This is a genomic window from Chromatiales bacterium 21-64-14, from assembly GCA_002255365.1.
In the GTDB taxonomy this organism is placed as follows: domain Bacteria; phylum Pseudomonadota; class Gammaproteobacteria; order 21-64-14; family 21-64-14; genus 21-64-14.
In genome coordinates this window covers 51,627-71,361 of the sequence record NCBI01000009.1, presented here as the reverse complement: position 1 = coordinate 71,361, position 19,735 = coordinate 51,627, and the positions used below count along the sequence as shown (strand labels likewise).

The following is a 19,735-nucleotide window of genomic DNA, read 5'->3' as shown; positions in this document are numbered from 1 at the left end:
TCTCCCGGCTTGCAATGACCTCTACATGAGGTCAATCGGCTCAGCAAGTTCTCCCTTGCGATCCGGATCCACCACGACGTCTTTCTTTGCAACCGATAACAAGGCCGCAACGACGCTGATACCAACCAACGTCAGCAGTACAACAGAAAACCCACTCAAAAAAGCCTCATTATGCAGCTGGGCAGGAATGTGGGCATGATGATACGTATGTGAAGTAAACATACCGTGTTTACGGACAAAGCCGTTCTCGATCGAGCTGAAGATCATGCCGGAGATGTCAACCCCGAAAATAAGCCCCAGCGAGCGCATCATATTCAGAACGCCGCCCGCGACACCAAGCCGTTCCGTTGGGACTGCCCCCATAATGGACGAATTGTTGGGCGGAGTAAAAAGTCCCATCCCAATGCCCAGGACAATCAAATCCAACACCAATACCAACATGTTCGGATGTTGGCCAATAAAAAATAACTGCGCTGTCGACAGCGCGCAAACCACCATTCCCAGCGTCGTAATCGCCCTGGATCCATATTTGTCGGAAATATAGCCCGCGAACGGCGCCACCACCGCCATTGCAAGCGGGATCGGCGTGAGGATGGTTCCAGTTATCACCGGGTTATCGCCAACGATTTGCTCCAAATAAAACGGCATCAAAAACAGTACCGCAAACAAGACATAGTAGGAAAGCAGTCCCGATACATTCCCCGCCGCAAACGCATAGCGCTTGAATAACGTCAAATCGATCATCGGGTGCTCTACCTTCAATTCTGTGTACACGAACGCAGATAGAAGCACGACCGCCAAGCTGAAATAGATCAGAATGATGTTGGATCCCCAGCCGAACTTCTCGCCCTCGTTCACGCCGAGCACCAGGAACGCGAGGCCAGTTGCAAAAACCAACGTTCCAAAATAATCAATTTTCTCTCGCTTTGCGCTCGATACTGCGGCCGGCAAAATGTAAAGGGCCGCAAAGGTGCCGATAATCCCTATCGGAACGTTCACGTAAAAAATGAAACGCCAGCCCACGGACGAAACTAGAATACCGCCTACGAATGGTCCAATGGACATGGCTACTGCCTGTACCGCGCCCTGAATTCCGATCGCACGGCCACGCTCATTCGATGGAAACGCCTGAGTAATAAGAGCGATCGAATTTGCCTGAAGGAGACCCGCTCCGATCGCTTGCAACACGCGCGCGCCCACGAGCGCTCCTGCGGATGGCGCCAATCCGCATAGCGCGGATCCAATGGTAAAAACCACAAATCCGGCGTTATACATCTTGCTGCGCCCGAAAATGTCGGCGAGCCTACCAAACAATGGCAAGAAAATTGTTAGCGTTAGCATGTATGCCATGGCGACCCACTCGATGGCCGAGAGGGTAACGCCGAAATCGGTCTGCAATGTCGGTAACGCTACGTTCACTATGCTGACGTCCAGCGCCGACATGGTCGCGCCGATGAGAACCGTTAGCAAAATAAACCAGCGCCATTTCGGGTGACTCGAAAAGAAAGGGTGCGGCAATTGCGACATCAACATTGTCCTCCATACGATAAATATATTTCGCGGCCCACGGTATCGTTAGTCGGTATTGCTGCGCGAATATGGAGTGCTAGCTCACGAATACCGGTTAGGCGTGCCTGACTTAAGCTATGGCTCTTCACTCTAATCCAAAACAGATCATGATGACCTGCCATCCGCCGGACGGACGTCGGCGCCAAGAAACCGCACCTGCGGCGCCACATCAAGACGGACGGGAGGATGCCAACCAGGCACTGGTGTTCCTGATCAACCATCACGGACTGGATTTTCCGACCATCAATGCCTTCTACAAATATCGTTGGAAGCTGGAGCTGTTCGCCAACGCGGATAAGCAAAACCTGGGGATCACGACTTTCGTCGGCGCTTCGGCCAACGCAGTGAAGATCCAGATCTGGGTGCGCACCGTAGGAATCCGTAAACCTCAGGCGGGGAAGGATCTCAAGTCGACGTGTACGCTCGAAAGAAAGATATTCACGTGTTCCATGCCAGATTATCGATCAGTGATTTCAATGATTCCCGCGGGTTCCCGCGCCACTGCGGCGCGTGCGCTGCGCTCCCGCCCACGGAGGCCGCCGCCGCTCGCATAGACAGACGAGTGAACGCTGGATCCGGAGGCACAACCAGCACCGGGACCGGCAGCAAGACCGCCAGCCGCGAGCCGAGGTGACCGGTACGGCGCGCGCGCAACCCGACCCTTTTCTCGCTCGACAATCCGCGCCGGCCGGTGATCACCATCAGGGTCCGTGGGTCCGCCGCTACCGCGCGCGCGACTTCCAAGTCCGCAACGCCTTCCGCCACCACCCATTCGGGCGCGATCTCGGAATCCCCTTGGAGGCGCCGCGCTGCGCCGCTCAGCAGGGCCTCGGCCTGGGCACGGATATTACCCCGCATCCGCGCCGCTACAGCACCCCAAACCATCATGCCGGGAAGGCCCAACACGTGTATCAGCCACAGCCGCGCATCCAGCAATCCGGCGAGACCGGCACCGACCCGCGCCGCGGTCAGCGCGTTGCGCGACTCATCGATGGCCACCAATATCGTGTCCTGGGCACCACTGTCCACCGAATCAGGGTCCTCATACGGGGTCATGCCACCAACCGGGCCGGGGTCTCGACTGGGCCCCCTTGCGCGAGGCGGTTTGCCCGACATCACCTACCGTCGGGAATGTGACCAATTCGGTGCGGATGAGTTCCCCGGCATGCTCGGGATTACCCCAGAACCACCCTGGGGACCCCAACGCCGAGCGGCGGAAAGGATAGCGGGGAACCGGGCGAATGTCTAACGAATTCCGGCGGACCCGGTCGGCACCCGCACCGCCAAGCGATACCAAGTGGAGCCGCCACCGTGCGCCTCGGACCTCCCGGATGCCATGGCACTCGCGTGCAGCGCCCGCCGGACCGATTCCGCGCAACGGTGGACGTAGTCCGCCCAGGGCTCGCCGGACCGGCGCTGGATCTCCCCTTCCGCGCGCGGCTCATCGCACGGTTCCCAGTGGCAAACCGCATAGCGCGAGCGCTCGAAGATCTCGATGGCCGCGAGCGACTCCTCGTAGGGCAGCACCGCTTGCGTGGCGGAGCGGGACAGGTCGCGCAAAGCGGGGGGCAGCAGGTCCATGGGGTCCATCGGATGCGCTCCAGGGGGACCAACCGGATTTTCCAGCCGGGGCGCGCGCCGGGCAATATCCCGCACGTCACGTCATGTTCGCCCCTATCGCGCCGTTGAAACCCATGCGCGCGCGTGACTACGCCGGGGTCGGCCGGCGCCGCGCCCAGGCACCGGGACTCAGCTGAGATATTCCTGCATGATGCGCCAGCCCACGTATACCCCCAGACCAGTACCCACCATGCTCAACAGAACGGCAGAACCAATGCCGAAGTGGGCACCCAACGCCCAGCCGCCCCAACTGCCGAAGAAGCCGCCGATCCCGGTCATGAGTCTGCGCATACCCTGCCTCCATCGCTCGAGCGACCCGGCCGACCCGCGGGACCCGGGCGGAACCCGCGTCAGAGCAGTTGGACCAAGTGCTCCAACAGCAAACGGACCCGGTCCATCCCATCCTTGAGGTGCCTTTCGATATCACCCATAGTGATCTGCGCTGCCCCGCGTCCGGCGGCCTTGTTGGCCACCACGGCGCAAGTGGCATAACAGAACTCCAGCTCGCGCGCGAGGGCCGCCTCCGGCATGCCCGTCATGCCCACCATGTCGCAACCGTCGCGCTCCAGCCGGTCGACCTCCGCTGCGGTCTCCAGGCGCGGGCCCTGGGTGGCGCCATAGGTGCCACGCTCCCACGCGTCCAGTGCGGCACGCCGCGCGGCCTCGATCAGCAAGGCCCGCAGTTCCTCACAATAGGGCTGCGTGAAATCGATGTGGGTGACGTGGGGGAGCTCGCCCTCGAAGAAGGTATGGGCACGCGACCAGGTGTAGTCGATGATCTGATCGGGAACTGCCAGCCGGCCGGGTCGCAGGTCACCACTGATGCCCCCCACCGCCGCCACTGCCAGCACGCGAGTGATGCCGGTGTGCCGCAGGGCCCACAGATTGGCGCGGTAGTTGACTTGATGGGGCGGGATGGTGTGACCGTAACCATGGCGGGCCAGGAATACCACCTCGCGCCCGAATAGCACGCCGTAGGTCAGGGGACCGGAGGGCTCCCCGTACGGCGTCTGCACCACCTCGCGGCGGGTGATCTCCAGCCCGTTCAGACTCGTGAGCCCGGTGCCTCCGATGATCGCCAGATCTGGCATGCTGATTCGCCTTCGCCTCGGGTCCCGTCAGGAGGCTTCTGTGGGCCCGTGGCCATGCTCCCCGTCGCGGACCGCATAGATCCCGGGCGCATTGCGCAGGTAGCCGTGAAAATCCATGCCGTAGCCGAACACGTAGCGATCCTCCACTTCCACGCCGGTGTAGTCCGCCCGCACTGGGCATTTGCGGTCATGGCGCTTGTTCACCAATACGGCGCTGTGTACCGCGCTGGCCCCCTGTTCCTCGCAATAGCGCAGGATCGCATCCAGGGTCCAGCCTTCGTCGAGGATGTCGTCGATCACCAGCACCACCCGACCGGCCAGGGGCGTCTCCGGTTTGTGCTTCCATTGCAAATCCGCGCCCCGGGTGTTGCCCCGGTAGCGGGTCGCATGCACATAGTCGATCTGCAACGGAAAATCAAAACGGGACAGGAGGTGCGCGGTGGGGATCATCCCGCCCATCATCACGCAGAGCACCAGGGGATCGCTGCCGGATAGCGTCGCGCTGATTTCCGTGGCCATACGGTCCAGGGCCGCTTCCACGTCCGCGGGCGGGTGCAACAGATCCGCTTCGGCGAACGCTTGGTGTGCCTGCTGGGCCGTCAAGCTCATTCCGGATGCGCGGCCCGATCAGTACGTGAAGGTAACCACATCGTCGTCCATGGCCTGGCTGATCACATAGGCGCCACCCACGGTCTCTTCAATCTCCGGGATGAGATCGCTGCCCCAGAGATCCAGAGTCGGCGTGCAGGCCTTGAACTTCACCCCAGCCTCGTGGGCGTCCTTGATGAAATCGTACACCGTCTTCGGGCTGCCTTCCTGTACGTGGAGTTTCTCCGCGACGCCTTTTACCGCCAGCTCACCCGCGCGGCCCGTCAGTATCACTTCCACCTCGTATTCCATAGCAGCGGCCACTGTGGCCTGGAAAAAAGGCGCGCCCAGTTCCGATGCATTGCTTGGATCGGTGTTGACCATGACGATCAAAAGCTTGTCTGCCATCTCTGCACTCCCCAACTCGTGTGCACAGGCCGCCTCGGGACGCGCGCCGCCTGCAATGTCCGGTAGGAAATCTTGAACACCACCCAAACCATGGAATTATACCCGGCGTGCTTGCACAAGACCAGCACACGTCCCTGCAATTACCCCGCTGCCGCCGGGCCTATCCCTCATGCCAGATCCAAACCCAGCTCCGGGTCCGGATCGCAGGCCGCAATGTCGGACACCGCCTGCGACCATTCGGGTAGCTGGCACATGGCATCCCGTGCCAGCCCATGGCCGCCGCCCCGCATCCGCGCCAAGCGCATCTGGGCGGCGGGGTCCCGGTATCCTGCCAGGGCATCCAGCACCGCGCCAGTCGCCTCCCCTTCATTGCACACCAGCACCATGTCGCAGCCCGCCGTAAGGGCGACGTTGGCACGGTCCGTCAGGGTGCCCGCGCCATGGGCGGCCACCATGCCCAGGTCATCGCTGAACACGGCACCCTGGAAGCGCAATCGCGCGCGCAGCACGTCGTGGATCCAGTAGCGGGAGTAGCCTGCAAGTTGCGCATCGATCGCCGGATAGAGCACATGAGCGATCATGACCCCGGGGATGCCCTGGTCGGCCGCCCGTTCGAAGGGCAGCAGGTCCTCCACGCCCAAGGTCTCCAGCGGGCGCGGATCCACCGGCAGGGCCCGATGGGAGTCGGCGGCCACCGAACCGTGTCCAGGGAAATGCTTACCCACCGCCGCCATGCCCGCGCGCTGCATGCCGTGGATATAGTGCTGGGCGAGGTCGGCCACCACTTCGGGATCCCGATGAAATGCCCGTTCTCCGATGACCGCACTCACGCCGCGATCCAGATCGAGCACCGGCGCGAAGCTCAGGTCCACGCCGACCGCGCGCAGTTCCGCAGCCATGAGCCAGCCGCATTGGGCCGCGAGATGCCGGGCGCGGACCGGATCCTGATCGTAGACGCGTCCCAGCCGGTTCACCGGCGGGAGCCGTGTGAATCCGTCCCGGAACCGTTGCACTGGGCCACCCTCCTGATCCACCGCGATCAGCAGCGGCGGCGTGCGCGCGGCGTGGATCTGCGCCGTGAGGCTGGTGACCTGCTCTGGGGATGCGTAATTGCGGGTGAAGAGGATGACACCACCCACCGCCGGATGACGCAGCCAGTCCCGTTCCGCGGCGCTGAGCACCGGGCCCGCAATACCGAGCATGACGGGTCCTAGGGACATGGCGCATCCAGCGTCCAGGGGCATTGGCGAGCCCAGTGTACGGGAATCCCCGGGCGCGGCAAGCCCGGTCCCTCAGGCGCGTCGGGATGTCGAACCATTGCGTACGTCCAGCCGATCCCGCAGCCGATCCCCCAGCAGATTCACCGCCAGCACCACCGCCATCAACGCCGCGCCAGGGGCGATCACCATATGGGGAGCCACCAGCATGTAACGCGTTCCATCCCGGATCATGCTGCCCCAGGAGGCCGCTGGCGGTTGCACCCCGAGCCCGAGAAACGACAGTCCCGCCTCCGCGATCACCACGCCGGCCACGCCGAAAGTGGCCTCCACCAGCAGGGGTGCCAGCGTCAAGGGCAGTAGGTGGCGGAACAGGATGCGTCCCTGCCCCGCCCCCAGGGCCACCGCCGCCAGGACATGGTCCCGATGCTTCAGGGAGAGGACCTGGGCGCGGGTCAACCGCGCGAAGCCCACCCATCCCACGGTGCACAATGCCAACACCACATTGCCGATTCCCGGGCCCAGGATACCCGCCAGGGCAATCGCCAACAGGATGCCGGGAAACGCCAGGAACACATCGATGATCCGCACAATGACACGGTCCCACGTCCCGCCCAGCCAAGCGCTGAGCCCCCCGACCACGGTGCCGACGCTGGCGGACAGCACCACTACGGCGCTGGCCACCAGCAGCGACGTGCGTGCCCCCATCACCAGGCGGTCCCAGACCGAGCGCCCCAGATCGTCGTAGCCGAGCCAGGCATGCAGTCCCGGCCCCGCGAGGATCCGGCCGAGGTTGATGCGATCGGGATGCAGTGGCAACAGCGGCCCGAGGAGCGCAACCACCGCCCACAGCACCAGCACCAGCAGCGGCACACCGAGGCGCCTCATCCTGCGCCTCCACCGCGCATCCGCGGATCGGCCCACGCGTACACCAGATCGGTAAGCATGTTGACCACCACGTAGGTCACGCTGATCAGCAATACACAGGCCTGGACCACCGGATAGTCGCGCCGGTGGATCGCATCCACCAGGAGCTGGCCAACCCCCGGCCAGGAGAACACCATCTCGGTGATCACCGCACCCCCGAGCAGGGTACCCAGTTGCAGTCCGATCAGGGTGAGCACCGGCAGCAGGGCGTTACGCAGGCCGTGGCGCAGGATGACGGTGCGCTCCGCAAGGCCCTTGGCCCGGGCGGTGCGGATATAGTCCTCGCCCAACACCTCCAGCAGGGCGCTGCGCACCATGCGCGAGAGGATCGCCGCCATCGCGGTGCCGAGCGTGATCGCCGGCAGCACTAAAGAGGAAAACCCGGCGCGCCCGCTCACCGGAAACCAGCCGAGCCCCACGGAGAACACCAGGATCAGCAGCGGCCCCATCCAGAAGTTGGGGATCGACACGCCCAGCAGCGCGAAGCCCATCGCGCCATAATCCCATCGGGTGTCTTTGCGCACCGCCGCCAGAATTCCCAGTGGAAACGCGAGGCATACCGCCACCACCAGCGCCGCCAACGCCAGTTCCGCAGTGGCGGGGATACGCTGGGCCAGAATCTCCGCCACCGGTTGCTGGGAGTAGAGGGAGGTGCCCAGGTTCAAGTGCAGCAGGTGCCGGAAGTACGTGACCAGCTGCACGAGGACCGGGCGGTCCAGACCCAGGGCGTGGCGCAGCGCCACACGGTCCGCGGGCAGGGCGGATTCCCCCAGCATCACGTCCACCGGATCTCCGGGCGCCAGATGGACCAGCATGAAGACCAGCACCACCACGCCAGCCACCACCAGGGCGGCACTCAACAAGCGCCGTATCGTGAAGCCGATCACACCTGTGCTCCCTGACCTGGCATCGCCCGGTTACGGCTCGATACACACACGGTCACCCACCTGTACCTGATCGAACAGGCGAATCACATCCGTATTGCGCAGCTTGACGCACCCATGGGACCCCGGTATCCCCAAGATGTCCTCGTCCGGGCAGCCGTGAATATAGATGTAGCGGCGCATGGTATCCACCGGGCCCAGGCGATTGCGGCCCAGCTCCAGGCCACTCAGCCACAGGATGCGGGTAAGGATCCAATCCCGTTCCGGGTGTCGGCGGCGCAGTTCCGGAGTGTAGACCTCTCCGGTGGGCCGCCGTGCCACGAATACCGTATCCGGCGGACACCCGGCGCCGATCTTCGCGCGGATCACATGCCAGCCCCGCGGCGTGCACTCGCTGCCGAATCGCTCGCCGGCGCCGTTGCGGGCGCTGGCGGCGGGACAATCCAGGCGCACCTCGCCCGCCACCCGCAGTTGCAACTGCTGCCGGGACAGACTGACGTGGACGATCCGCTCACTCATGGCGACCCCGTGCCGGTCCGGCGCACCGTGGACACCCGCCGGATCGTGTTCAACCCATCATAGTTGCCGTCCGGCTCCACGTGATAGCCCACGATGTCGCGCCGCGCCACGAAGGTCTGATCCTCGAACCACAGGGGCAGGTATGGAAGTTCCTTCAGCAGATAGGCCTGCAGCTCCCGGTAGTCCCGCGACTTGACGGCGAGATCCGGGGACGCCTCGGCGGCGTCGATGAGGTGATCGGCCACCGGGCTCGCGAAATAGCCCCGGTTGGCGCCCTCAGGCGGAATAGAGGTGCTGTAGAACACGTAGCGGAAGATGTCCGGGCTCTTGATCCCGACCCAGGACAGGCTGTACATCTGGAACCGGCCGGATTTGATGTCCCCATAGAACGTGCCCCAGTCGTAGCTCTGCAGGTGCACATGGATGCCCACCTGGCCGAGCTGATACTGAATGACGGTGGCGAGCCGCACCCGGAACGGATCGCTGGAGGTCTTGTAGGTGATGCGTGCCGGATGCCCCGGCCCGAAGCCCGCCGCGCGCAGCAACGCCCGGGCCCGGGCCGGGTCGTAGGCGTACCCGTGCAGGTCCGGGTTGCCGGCCCAGTGGCTTGGCGGCAGCAGCGATTCGGCAGGGCGTGCCGCGCCACCCAGTACGTAACGGATGATGGCCGCACGGTTGATGGCGTGCGCGATGGCGCGGCGCACCCGCAGCTGCCCGGTGATTGGGTCGCGCAGGTTGAATCCCAGGTAGGTGAGGTTGGTGCCGCGTGCGTGCTCCACCCGCACGTCCTTGCGCCGCTCCAGGTAGGTAATCAACTCCGGCGGCAGGTCGTTCTGCAGCATGTCGATCTCCCCGCGCAGCAGCTTCAATACGCGCACCGTGGGGTCACGCACCACGAGGAATTCAAAGGCCTGTCCGTCCCGGCGACGGCGCAGGAGCAGCCGTTCGGCGTCGGGCCAAGCCACGAACGCGAACGGTCCACTGCCCACCGGGTCCTGTGCAAAGCGATGCCCCGAGTCCAGAAGCCGCTTGGGCAGAATACCCACCGTCAGGTAGCTGGGAAACAGGGCGTTGGGACGATCCAGCACAAAGTCCACGGTATCCGGGTCCGGCGTATCGATGCTCCGGATCCCCGCGACCCGCTTCAGGGTATCGCGCAGCGGCGACCCAGTGGCGGGGTTCAAAATGGATTCGTAGGTGGCCTTTACATCCGCGGAGGTCAGATGCTCACCGTCCTGGAATTCCCGGCCCCTGGCACCAAGATGAAAGCGGTACACGGTGGGGCTGAGGCGTTCCCAATGGGCCAGATCCGGCACCGGGCGTGCCGCGGCATCGAAGGTCACCAAGCCACGGTACAGCAACCGGTCGATGCGGCTCGAAGCCGCATCCGTCGCATAGCGCGGATCCAGGGTGATGGGTGCGGTGGCGAGCCCGAACCGCAGGGGCACCGCCGCGAGCGCGGACCCAGCCGGGATCCGCGTGCCGCAGGACGTCAGCAGCAGCGCAGCGCAGCACGCCAGCCATCGCAGCCCGCGCTTCATGACCAGTCCTTGTAGGGATGGGACACCAGGCATACGTTGTAATAGCGCGGATCATTGGACACCTCCTCGCCGAGCCATTCCGGACGCTCGAAGGCCTCGTCCGCGGCACCGAGCTCGATCTCCGCCACCACCAACCCGGCGTTGTCTCCCTGGAACACGTCGATTTCCCACAGGTGGCCGGCGTAGGGGACTCGATGGCGAACCTTGCTGATCATAGGCCGGACGCAGAACTGCGCCAGCAGTTCCTCTGCGTCCGTTTTCGGGATGGGATACTCATACTCGTGCCGTTCCACCCCCAGGGTCGCCCCCTTGATGTTGAGAAACGCCCCCTGGGGACCCACCCGTACCCGCACCGAGCAACGCTCCATACCCGCGAAGTATCCCTGCCGGTATTCGGTCGAGTCCCGTACCTGGGTGCGCCAAGCGTCGCTGCGGACCAGGAATTTGCGTTCGATTTCAGTCGCCATGGTTCAGGCATCGGCCTCCCGGTCGATAGTATGACTGGTACAGGGTACCAGGGCACGGCCGCTGCGGCGCGCTTGACGCCGGACCGGGGATGGAGCGATGTTTTTTCCATGGCCAAATTAATCCGCAAAAAGGCCACGGACACCATGAAGGCGGCTGTCATGACCGCCGCTGGGGGTCCGTCGGTCCTGAAGGTGCAGGACGCGCCACGGCCGGAGATCGAGACCAGCTCCGAGATGCTGGTGCGGCTCAAGGCGGCCGGGGTCAATCCGGTGGACACCAAGCTGCGTGCCCGCGGCACCTATTTTCCCGACCGGATGCCGACGATCCTGGGTTGCGACGGTGCCGGCGTGGTCGAAGCGGTGGGCGAGGACGTGCACCGTTTCCAGGCCGGGGACGAGGTCTATTTCTGCAACGGCGGTATCGGCGGGCATCCGGGCAATTATGCCGAATACGCCGTTGTGGATGAAATGCTCGCCGCCCACAAGCCCACAACCCTGGATTTTACCGCCGCCGCCGCGCTCCCTCTGGTCACCATCACCGCCTGGGAATCCCTATATGACCGTGGCCGTCTCAAGGCCGGGCAACGCATTTTGATTCACGCCGGGGCCGGGGGCGTCGGGCACGTCGCGATCCAGCTGGCCCTGGTACAGGACGCGTGGGTATGCACTACCGTGGGTTCCCGGGAGAAGGCGGATTTTGTGACCCGGCTCGGGGTCCATGAGGCAGTCCTGTACCGGGAGACCGATTTCGTGCAGGCAGTGCTAGCCTGGAGTGGCGGCGAGGGCGCCGACCTGATCCTGGATACCGTGGGTGGCGATACCTTTGTCCGCAGTTTCGGGGCGGCGCGTTTCTACGCCGATCTGGTCACTCTGCTACAGCCCGGCCCGGAGGTCGACTGGAAGGAGGCCCGGAGCCGGAATCTGCGGATCAGCTACGAATTAATGCTCTCCCCGATGTTGCACGGCCTGCGTCAAGCCCAACAGCACCACGCGCAAGTCCTCGAGGCCTGCGCCCAACTCGTTGACGAGGGCCGTCTGCGGGTCCACGTCAACGAGACCTTCCCGCTTGACCAGGCGGCGAAGGCCCATGCACTGTTGGAGAAGGGTTCGCTCACCGGAAAATTGGTCCTCGAAATCCCCTAACCTGCCGCCACGCGGACCCCGGGCGGTGCCGCGCCGGAACCCCGCCGTTCACACTTACCGCTACCGCTCACGGCAGTAAGACCGTATCGACTACCGCAACCCGTAACCCGCCGACCAGAAATCCCGTTCCGGCCGACAGACACCACGCGCCATGTGCCTACCGCGGCCGCAGCCTCACCGGCTACCTGCTGCGGCCACCGGTGGGCTAGCCCGAGTCTACGCCCCGCGCACTATAGCGCGCCACGTGGTCGGCACGCCGCGGTTGGTGCCGCCGCTCGCGCGGACGCGACCGCGTCCGCGCGACCAACACCTCCAAAGGTCCCCTATCCCTACCGTGTGGCGCCGGCTCAAAGCGTCGAAAACCGCATCTGCCCCCACAGCCAGAGTTTGCGCACATCCCTGAACGGCGCGTTGCTGTCTGCGTTGAAGTTCGCATAGGTCAGCCCCACCGTGTAGCGCTTTGCGAACGTCTTCTTGGCCTGGAAATCCCACTCCGTGCCGTAGCCGGCACTGCCCTTGTTCGCCGTGAAATCATGGTAGGTCAAGAGCAGATCGACCCCCATCAGCCCGGCGCCACCGGTGATATAACGGTCATCCAACCCGTTGGGCGGGGTCGTGAGGAACACATCCGCCCAACCGTCGAAGGCGTGCAACGTGGCCAACGGCGTCTGTACGCTTTGGGTTCCGTTACCCTCCAGCACCTCATAACCCAGCTTCAGCATGAATGCGCTATAGCCGGCTCCGGCCTCGCCAAAAAAATAGTTGAGTCCGTAGTGGTTCGGATTGTTACGGTAGTCGACCTGGCGGGCATATTCGCCTGTATACAGCAGCCGGATTCCCCGCCCTAACCCGTGGGTACCCGCAAAGCGCAGCCCGTAGGTCGAAGTCGATAGCGCCGGTGCCGTGTCAAAGCCCAGCAGGTACGCGTAACCCGTGAGCGTGCCTAATCCAAAACCGCGGTAGGACACGTTAACCAAATCGGAATCCATGCGAAAGTGGCCGTTCGGCGAGTCGGGCCCGAAAATGCGGTGCACGTTCGCGATGTAGCCGTAGGTCACCGCGACATTCGGGATGGATTGATTGACCGCTGTTACGGCATCGAAGGTTTGTTCGTTCTGGCGGAACCCTACGTTGCCAATCCAGCGAGCGTTGTCGAGCTTGACCCGCTGGCGCCCCAAACGCACCACGGTCTTCGGCAACGCACTATATTGCAGGTATACCTGATTCATATCGGTGAGCGGCGGGTCGGCCACCACCGGGAATCGGGTCTTTCCGTTGATCGTATCGTTGTAGTCCTGCGGCCCCACCACCGCCACATTCACGCCTTGGACCAGCAGATTCAACCCATAGTACATTCCCGTGGTATAACCGAAACGAGTACGGAGCGTGGAGGCATTGGCATCTTGCGGTACCCCTGCCTGATCGACGTTCTCAAGACGGTAGCGCAGGTTCGCGGCGAAATTCCCTCCGGTGATCGCCCCCCACAACGCGTCCCCCGCCATGCACACCGGGACATGGCCGACCAGCAACACGCCCGCGGCCGCCACCACCCCAATTCTTTTGCCAATCGCCTGGACGATGGTCATCAAACAGCCCTCCATAAGTTTGCCGATAGCTCGGGTGGACACCCACGCGCAGCCACACGCCCGCCACCGTGCTCAGGCAGCGGCGCATGCTGAATCCTCCAGGTGGATCGAGCTGCGCGGGAGACCCGGTGCATCTGCGTGGCTGCTGACCCGCCGCCGGTCCGCGGCGACAAGCGCAGGACGCATATGCACCGATATTTAACGCCGGAACCCTCTGCCGCTGGCCGGATTACATCGGGTTCGAGATCCGGGAATACGGCCCGGCGTGCAAAACAAGACCAGCAAACCCCGTGCCAAGACGCGGAAATGCGGTTCGTCAGGAACGCCAGGTCTGGATGCGCGCGCCGGGCCCTCAGGTAACCGATCGCGCACCAGCACGGTACCGTTAACGGCCGGAATGCACCATTTCAGGGAACCTCGGAACCCGTAGATTGCGCGGCAAGTCAACGCTTCTGCGCCAGATCCCACGCACCGTATCGCGATACCGACAGTTCCGGCTCGGAAGCTGCGGTCTAGGGTGGCCCGACCGTATCGTGAAACTTTCTGCCGCCTCCTTCGACGCTCAAGGCAAGTTCTTGCCGGGGCCCATAACCGAGTGGATGGAACACTGCTATACCAATCTTAGAAATGCCTTCGCCTGTGACGCATTCAGTCACTGGGGCATCGGGTTATCCTGTGCCGCCGCCTGGCGCGAAACCGCCGCCAAAACAAACTATGGCAGCGATCCCGTACCGTTCGATGATATGTGGATGATGGCGGTTGATCGACACGACATCCGGCAATGCGCGACGGCTGTTCCGCACCTGAACCGCTGCCAAAAAAATCAATGGATGTTACGATACGGTGTATTACGTCAGCGTCGGAAACCCGGATTCGCGGCAACCGTACCGAAAGCATGAAGCGCAATAACAGCATCGCAGCGGCATTGATTGCCGCGTTACTCTTTGGGATAAGCACGCCGCTGGCCAAGGTTCTGGTTTCAGAAGTGCCGCCTATTGCATTGGCGGGCTTATTCTACTTGGGCTCCGGTATCGGTCTCTTGGCGTGGCGGTGGTTAAGACAGTGCGTCGGCGCTGGAGTCAACTCGGGGGAAGCCCCCCTGATCCGTTCCGATTGGAGGTGGCTCGCTGGGGCAATTCTGGCTGGCGGTGTCGTCGCACCGACATTGCTGATGCTGGGAATCGCACGGACCGACGGATCGACAGCAGCGTTGTTGCTAAATTTCGAAGGGGTATTCTCTGCATTGCTCGCGTGGTTTGTATTCCACGAAAATGTGGACAGACGCATTGCCGTTGGCTTTTTTTTGATCGCCGGCGCGGGCGTGCTGCTTTCCTGGGCAGGGACTCCTACAGGTGGCTCACCCATCGGGACCCTCGTCGTGATTGCAGCATGTCTAGGCTGGGCGGTGGACAACAATCTGACTCAGCACATCTCGGGGAGCGACCCGACCCAGATTGCCGGCATCAAAGGGCTGGTGGCAGGCTGCATCAATCTTGGTCTGGCCTGGTTCGGAGGGTGGCATCCCGCACCGCCCCCGGTACTGTTTGTGGCGCTTGGCGTTGGATTCCTCGGCTACGGGGTAAGTTTGACCCTTTTCGTCTCGGCGCTGCGTAGCCTCGGCACTGCCCGTACCGGCGCCTATTTCTCAGTTGCACCCTTTTTCGGTGCCGCTACGGCGTTGATCATTCTTTCCGAGCGGCCCGGAGGTCTATTCTGGGCAGCTGCAGCAATGATGGCAATCGGGGTGTGGCTGCATGTCACGGAGCGGCATGTGCATCTTCACGACCACCAGCGCTTGATCCACGCCCATGCACACCGGCACGACGAACACCATCAGCACGAACACGATGACACCTGGAACGGCGCTGAACCGCATAGCCACCTCCATGAACACGTGCCGCTGGCACATTCCCACCCCCACTATCCGGATCTGCACCATCGTCACCGCCACTGACGCCCGTGGTGGTTCTTTCCATGTGACGGGGCGCCAACGCGGACATTGCAGGATCCGGATCCAGTAAAGCGCGGAGGGTTACACGACAGTCACCACCGCGCATAGCCGCAGGTCAGTGGTCACCGCGCGGCAATCGGTGGAATCGGGCGCATAGGCTGCTGGGTACCAACGCTATAGCCGACATTCCGCCGAAGTTGGAATGGACGTAAACGCCCGGGCCGGGAGGGGGTCGTAGCGGTCGCAGCCAGTACGCGAAGAACAATGCGGGCTAGGCCCGCAGCAGTTCGTCCAACGCATGGGGCCGTTCGATCCCGTAGCCCTGGACGTAATCCACACCAACATCGCGCAGCAGGGAGACCGCGGCCTCGTCCTGAACGAACTCCGCGATCACCGCCTTGCCCATGAAATGGCCCACCTCGCAGACCGACTTCACGACCGCGAGATCGCTGGGACTCTGGACGATATCCTGAACAAACACGCCGTCAATCTTCAGATAGTCCACCGGCAGGCTCTTGAGGTAGGCGTAGGAAGACATGCCACTGCCGAAATCGTCCAGAGAGAACTTACAGCCGCTACTCTTGATTACGTGAATGAAATCACTGGCATCGGACAGATTGGTGATGCCGGCCGTTTCGGTGATCTCAAAGCAGATCCTCTGCATATCCACGCCGCTCGCGACGGCCTGCTCGTTGATGAACTCGATGAGCTTCTCGTGATTGAGCGAAGGACCGGACAGGTTGATGGAGAAGCTGGCGATCCCCAGCAACTCGTCTTCATGCCCCGCAATCCAATTGAAGGCCTCTCGGATAACCCAGCGGTCCACTTCCAGGACTCGCTTGTAGTGTTCCGCGGCCCGGATGAACTCCTCGAGATTCATCTGACCGCTGAGTTCCTCAGACAAGCCCAGCAGCAGCTCGTAGTGAACCTGCTGGGATAGCTGGGATTGAATCGGCACGATCTTCTGGCACCGCAAACGCAGCGTGTTGTCGTCCAGGGCCTGGTCAATCTTCACCGCCCACTTCATCTCTTCCTTGCGTCGCACGAGCCCGGTATTGCGCGCATGATGAATCTGTACGCGACGGCCTCCCAGCTCCTTGGCCACCGTGCAACTGGCCTCCGCCGATTGCAGCAAAGCCGCGCCGCTCTCCCCCTGGGCGTTGATGCCCACCAACCCCACGCTGACGGAAAATGAGAGCCGCTCCTCATTCCACTCGAACCGGTAGTCATGCACGGCGTCCATCTTCTCCTCGGCCACCGCCAAGGCATCATCTATCGAATGCTCCTGCAGCAAGACTCCGAATTGATCCACCCCGATCCTGGCGAGGATATGGCGCTCCCCCAAGTTTTCCTGAAGCAACAGCGTGAATTCCTTCAGGAACTGGTCGCCCGCGTCGTAACCGAAGGTGGTATTCACTACCTTGAATTGGTCCACATCGATAAACAGCAACGCGTGCTTCCTGGCACCGTATTTGGCGTCGCCTAGTGCTTCGGTGACACATTTTTCAAATTCACGACGGTTGATGAGGCCGGTCAGCGGATCGTGGGACGCCTGATGCAACAGTTGCCGATGCAGGTTCTGCAGCATGGAATACTGCGCGCGGTCCATGGCCGGCTCATCGGCCGCATCCAGGACCACCACCGATCCTTCACGCAGCAGGGACGCAAGGTCCCGCTCCGCGACGATCCGGTCCTTCTTGCCGAGCACGTTCACGAATACGTATTTTCCGGTGCGGCTTGCGATCCAACCCACTTTAAGGCGCTTGGGCTCCTCGGTATGGGCATCGAACAACAGCCAGTGATCCTCTTTAAGACGCCTGACCCTGCGCAGCCATTCGTCAGCCTGCGCCAAATCCCCCCCCGCCTCTCCATCGGCTACGGTCGCGGCGGCCTGCTCTTCACGCAGGCACTCACCGACCACCTGAGCCAGGTTCTGCTGGTAGGACTGGTTCTGGACCTTAATGAGCAGATCAAGCTGCCGTTCCGCGCGAGCGAACACAGCGGCGGTGCCGTCGAACTCAGTGTTGATCAGATTGACGATCCAGAGGAACGCGCGCTGAATGGCCGCCTGCTCCTGCTCCTCCTCGGTTCCGGCGAGGATCTCCAGCTCCGAGAACTTGTTGATCACCTGGCGGACCACATGCGACTTGTCGACGAATAAACGATCGTCGAGGATCGCCATCTTCAGGACCGGTATCTCCAGTTTCTCGATCCATGGACGCACGCTCTGCGCTACCTGGAAATCGGTGAGCAAGGCTCTGAATACGTTGCTGGCGACGTCTATCACTTGGCCCTGGCGTTCCATGATGGTCTTCGGTCTGCCACCCTGGGACCCCTTGGCCAGGAGCGCTTCGAGCCGTGCACGGAAGTCGCTGGCGCCGGATTCCTGGCCCTGGACCGCGGGACGATGGCGCTCGATCTCACGACTCGACAGTGCCTCGAGCAGCTCCGCGGTGCTGTAGGACTGGAGCGCGGCCGCGGCCGAATCCAGACGACTGTGTAACGGCGCGTCCGCTGCACTGGCAGCGGTGTTAGATCCCGCAGGCGCTGGCCCCGTGCCGGCGCCGCGCCCCGCAACCGGGCTATGGACCAATTGATTGTGCAGGGAACGCAACTCGCCCACCAACTGATAGAGATCGTGCGCTGGAACGCGCGGGTGGCCCTCGGAGGAACCGGGCGCCGGGCCCGGACTCTCCGCTCCCCCGCCCCCTGGAGCCGACGGGGATGCGGCCGACGGGGCCGACGCGGGCCCGCCGCGTGCCGGCACGCCGGAGCCGTGTCTCGCCGGCCCCGGGTCGCCCCGCCACCCCTGCGCCGCGTCGTCCAACGGCACCGGCTCCGCTGACGCATCCGCGGCGGACCGCGTGTCTGGTGACGGCGCGGGTCGCGGCGCCTCGTGCCGCTCGAAGGCGTAGGTAATCTCGGAAAGGATCTGGTGGTCGATGAGGAACTGGTTCAGATTTTTATAGAGCGGTTCCGCGGCTTTCCGTACACTGTTCCGGAAACTCTTGTAACAAACCAGTTTGGCGCCATGCGCGATATCCAACGGCGCTAGCGCCTCCTGGAACGATTCCGCGAATATGGCCGGCCCATAGGGATTGTTCGCGTTGTCGACCTTTGCAGCGAGGACCACGGACAGGCGCTGCGACAGCGCCTGAAGGGATTCCCGGTGTTCGGTCTCCACCCGGGACACGATATCGGTGGTGGACAGCCACTCCTCGAATTCCAGCGGTTCAACCAGTGCCAGCGATCCGGAGGGTGGGGTCGATTCGAGCTCCAACGGGCTCGCCAGTATTCCCTGTTCCGCGTCCCGCAGCCGTTGTTCTACCGCCGCGACGAATTTATCCTGCAGCACATTGCGCTGCCGATTGAGCACGCCGAGGGCTTGAAGGTTGGCATTCTGCAATGCCATGTCACGGCTGGTATCCGCAGTCTTGAACAGCTCGTCGTTTACGTTGGCCAAAAAACCGGAGATTATCGGCGCCAATGCCCCGCGAAGCAGATCGTTGCACCCGCGCATCAGGCCGGCGCGGTCCACCGGGTCGGAACCAGCGGCCTGAACAACCCTGCGGGTGTCGCCGTCTCCCGGACGATCCGGTTCAGGTCCCGGCTCGCTGGCGCCGCGCGCGAAATCCCGCAGGCGTTGCAGGGCGGCAGGGTCGGGATCAATGAACGCCAAACCGGCACTCTGGCCGTCGGCACGTACGATCCGCCCGGAGAAGCGCAGCTCCCGTTCCTCGCCGTCGGATGTAACGACACAACCGATCTGCACCTGCTCATCGCGTCGTATACCGGGACCATCCAGGCGTGCGGCGTCCGCCGGCGTATCCTCGAAGATCAGGAGCAGGCCCCCGACACAGTAATCGCGGATGATGCAGGGTCGATCGCCCGCGCTGCGCGACTCGAGACGCGCTGGCAGGCGAACGGGATGGCGCGGGAAGGCACGCCGCTCCTTGGGTGCCTTGGGACCGGTGGCGGTGGCATCAGGCGGCGCCATGACGAGTGCGGTTTCCCTGCGAACAATCAGTCCAGTGGATAAAACGGCTTGGGTGCGTCTGGAACACTATAGCGGTCTTGGGTAACGGTCTTGTCGGCCCCCGCGACCCGTTCTTTAACGGTCTGCCCTACAAATGCACGGCCAGATCCGGTGGCTCGACATGGTGCCGCCAATCCCGGGCGGCACCCGTCACGATACCCAGCACCTCGAATTGCCGAAGTCCCGGA

The 19,735-nt window shown here is 63.1% G+C and carries 16 protein-coding genes; 2 read left to right on the top strand and 14 right to left on the bottom strand.

What is annotated here, in order from left to right; all coding sequences use genetic code 11:
- Positions 1-21: 21 nt before the first annotated feature.
- From B7Z66_06820 to B7Z66_06765, 12 genes are all read right to left on the bottom strand, one after another.
- Positions 22-1,533, bottom strand: coding sequence for a hypothetical protein (locus tag B7Z66_06820; protein ID OYV76940.1), 1,512 nt, complete (start codon positions 1,531-1,533; stop codon positions 22-24).
- 474 nt (positions 1,534-2,007) lie between these two features.
- A complete protein-coding gene (locus tag B7Z66_06815) occupies positions 2,008-2,685 on the bottom strand; it encodes a hypothetical protein (GenBank protein ID OYV76939.1) in 678 nt (225 codons plus the stop codon).
- Between the two features lie 129 nt (positions 2,686-2,814).
- The gene (locus B7Z66_06810) at positions 2,815-3,159 is read right to left on the bottom strand and encodes a hypothetical protein (protein OYV76938.1); all 345 of its coding nucleotides are present in this window, start codon (positions 3,157-3,159) and stop codon (positions 2,815-2,817) included.
- A gap of 380 nt (positions 3,160-3,539) precedes the next feature.
- Positions 3,540-4,280, bottom strand: coding sequence for a methylthioadenosine phosphorylase (locus B7Z66_06805; protein OYV76937.1), 741 nt, complete (start codon positions 4,278-4,280; stop codon positions 3,540-3,542).
- 27 nt (positions 4,281-4,307) lie between these two features.
- Positions 4,308-4,889, bottom strand: coding sequence for a hypoxanthine-guanine phosphoribosyltransferase (locus B7Z66_06800; protein ID OYV76936.1), 582 nt, complete (start codon positions 4,887-4,889; stop codon positions 4,308-4,310).
- Positions 4,890-4,907: 18 nt separating this feature from the next.
- Positions 4,908-5,276 carry a peroxiredoxin gene (locus B7Z66_06795; protein OYV76935.1) on the bottom strand — a complete coding sequence of 123 codons (369 nt, stop codon included), beginning with the start codon at positions 5,274-5,276 and terminating at the stop codon, positions 4,908-4,910.
- A gap of 167 nt (positions 5,277-5,443) precedes the next feature.
- The gene (locus B7Z66_06790) at positions 5,444-6,496 is read right to left on the bottom strand and encodes a beta-N-acetylhexosaminidase (GenBank protein ID OYV76934.1); all 1,053 of its coding nucleotides are present in this window, start codon (positions 6,494-6,496) and stop codon (positions 5,444-5,446) included.
- Between the two features lie 72 nt (positions 6,497-6,568).
- Complete coding sequence (locus B7Z66_06785) at positions 6,569-7,381, bottom strand: ABC transporter permease (protein OYV76933.1); 813 nt, start codon at positions 7,379-7,381, stop codon at positions 6,569-6,571.
- A complete protein-coding gene (locus B7Z66_06780) occupies positions 7,378-8,235 on the bottom strand; it encodes a glutathione ABC transporter permease GsiC (GenBank protein OYV76956.1) in 858 nt (285 codons plus the stop codon). The genes B7Z66_06785 and B7Z66_06780 overlap by 4 nt, the downstream gene beginning before the upstream one ends.
- 102 nt (positions 8,236-8,337) lie before the next feature.
- Positions 8,338-8,823 (bottom strand): L,D-transpeptidase, encoded by a 486-nt coding sequence (locus B7Z66_06775; protein OYV76932.1) that lies wholly within the window; start codon positions 8,821-8,823, stop codon positions 8,338-8,340.
- Positions 8,820-10,364: a peptide ABC transporter substrate-binding protein gene (locus tag B7Z66_06770; protein OYV76931.1), complete on the bottom strand. Its 1,545-nt coding sequence runs from the start codon at positions 10,362-10,364 to the stop codon at positions 8,820-8,822. Before B7Z66_06770 ends, B7Z66_06775 begins: the two co-directional genes overlap by 4 nt.
- Complete coding sequence (locus tag B7Z66_06765; GenBank protein ID OYV76930.1) at positions 10,361-10,831, bottom strand: adenylate cyclase; 471 nt, start codon at positions 10,829-10,831, stop codon at positions 10,361-10,363. The genes B7Z66_06770 and B7Z66_06765 overlap by 4 nt, the downstream gene beginning before the upstream one ends.
- Before the next feature lie 144 nt (positions 10,832-10,975).
- On the opposite strand from B7Z66_06765, the gene B7Z66_06760 reads away from it, so the two are divergent.
- Positions 10,976-11,974, top strand: a complete 999-nt coding sequence (locus B7Z66_06760; protein ID OYV76955.1) for an alcohol dehydrogenase — start codon at positions 10,976-10,978, stop codon at positions 11,972-11,974.
- Between the two features lie 347 nt (positions 11,975-12,321).
- Here B7Z66_06760 and B7Z66_06755 read toward each other — a convergent pair whose 3' ends face one another.
- Positions 12,322-13,560 carry a hypothetical protein gene (locus B7Z66_06755; protein ID OYV76929.1) on the bottom strand — a complete coding sequence of 413 codons (1,239 nt, stop codon included), beginning with the start codon at positions 13,558-13,560 and terminating at the stop codon, positions 12,322-12,324.
- Between the two features lie 895 nt (positions 13,561-14,455).
- On the opposite strand from B7Z66_06755, the gene B7Z66_06750 reads away from it, so the two are divergent.
- Positions 14,456-15,514: an EamA family transporter gene (locus tag B7Z66_06750; protein OYV76928.1), complete on the top strand. Its 1,059-nt coding sequence runs from the start codon at positions 14,456-14,458 to the stop codon at positions 15,512-15,514.
- 268 nt (positions 15,515-15,782) lie between these two features.
- Here B7Z66_06750 and B7Z66_06745 read toward each other — a convergent pair whose 3' ends face one another.
- The gene (locus tag B7Z66_06745; protein OYV76927.1) at positions 15,783-19,508 is read right to left on the bottom strand and encodes a hypothetical protein; all 3,726 of its coding nucleotides are present in this window, start codon (positions 19,506-19,508) and stop codon (positions 15,783-15,785) included.
- Positions 19,509-19,735: the final 227 nt, after the last annotated feature.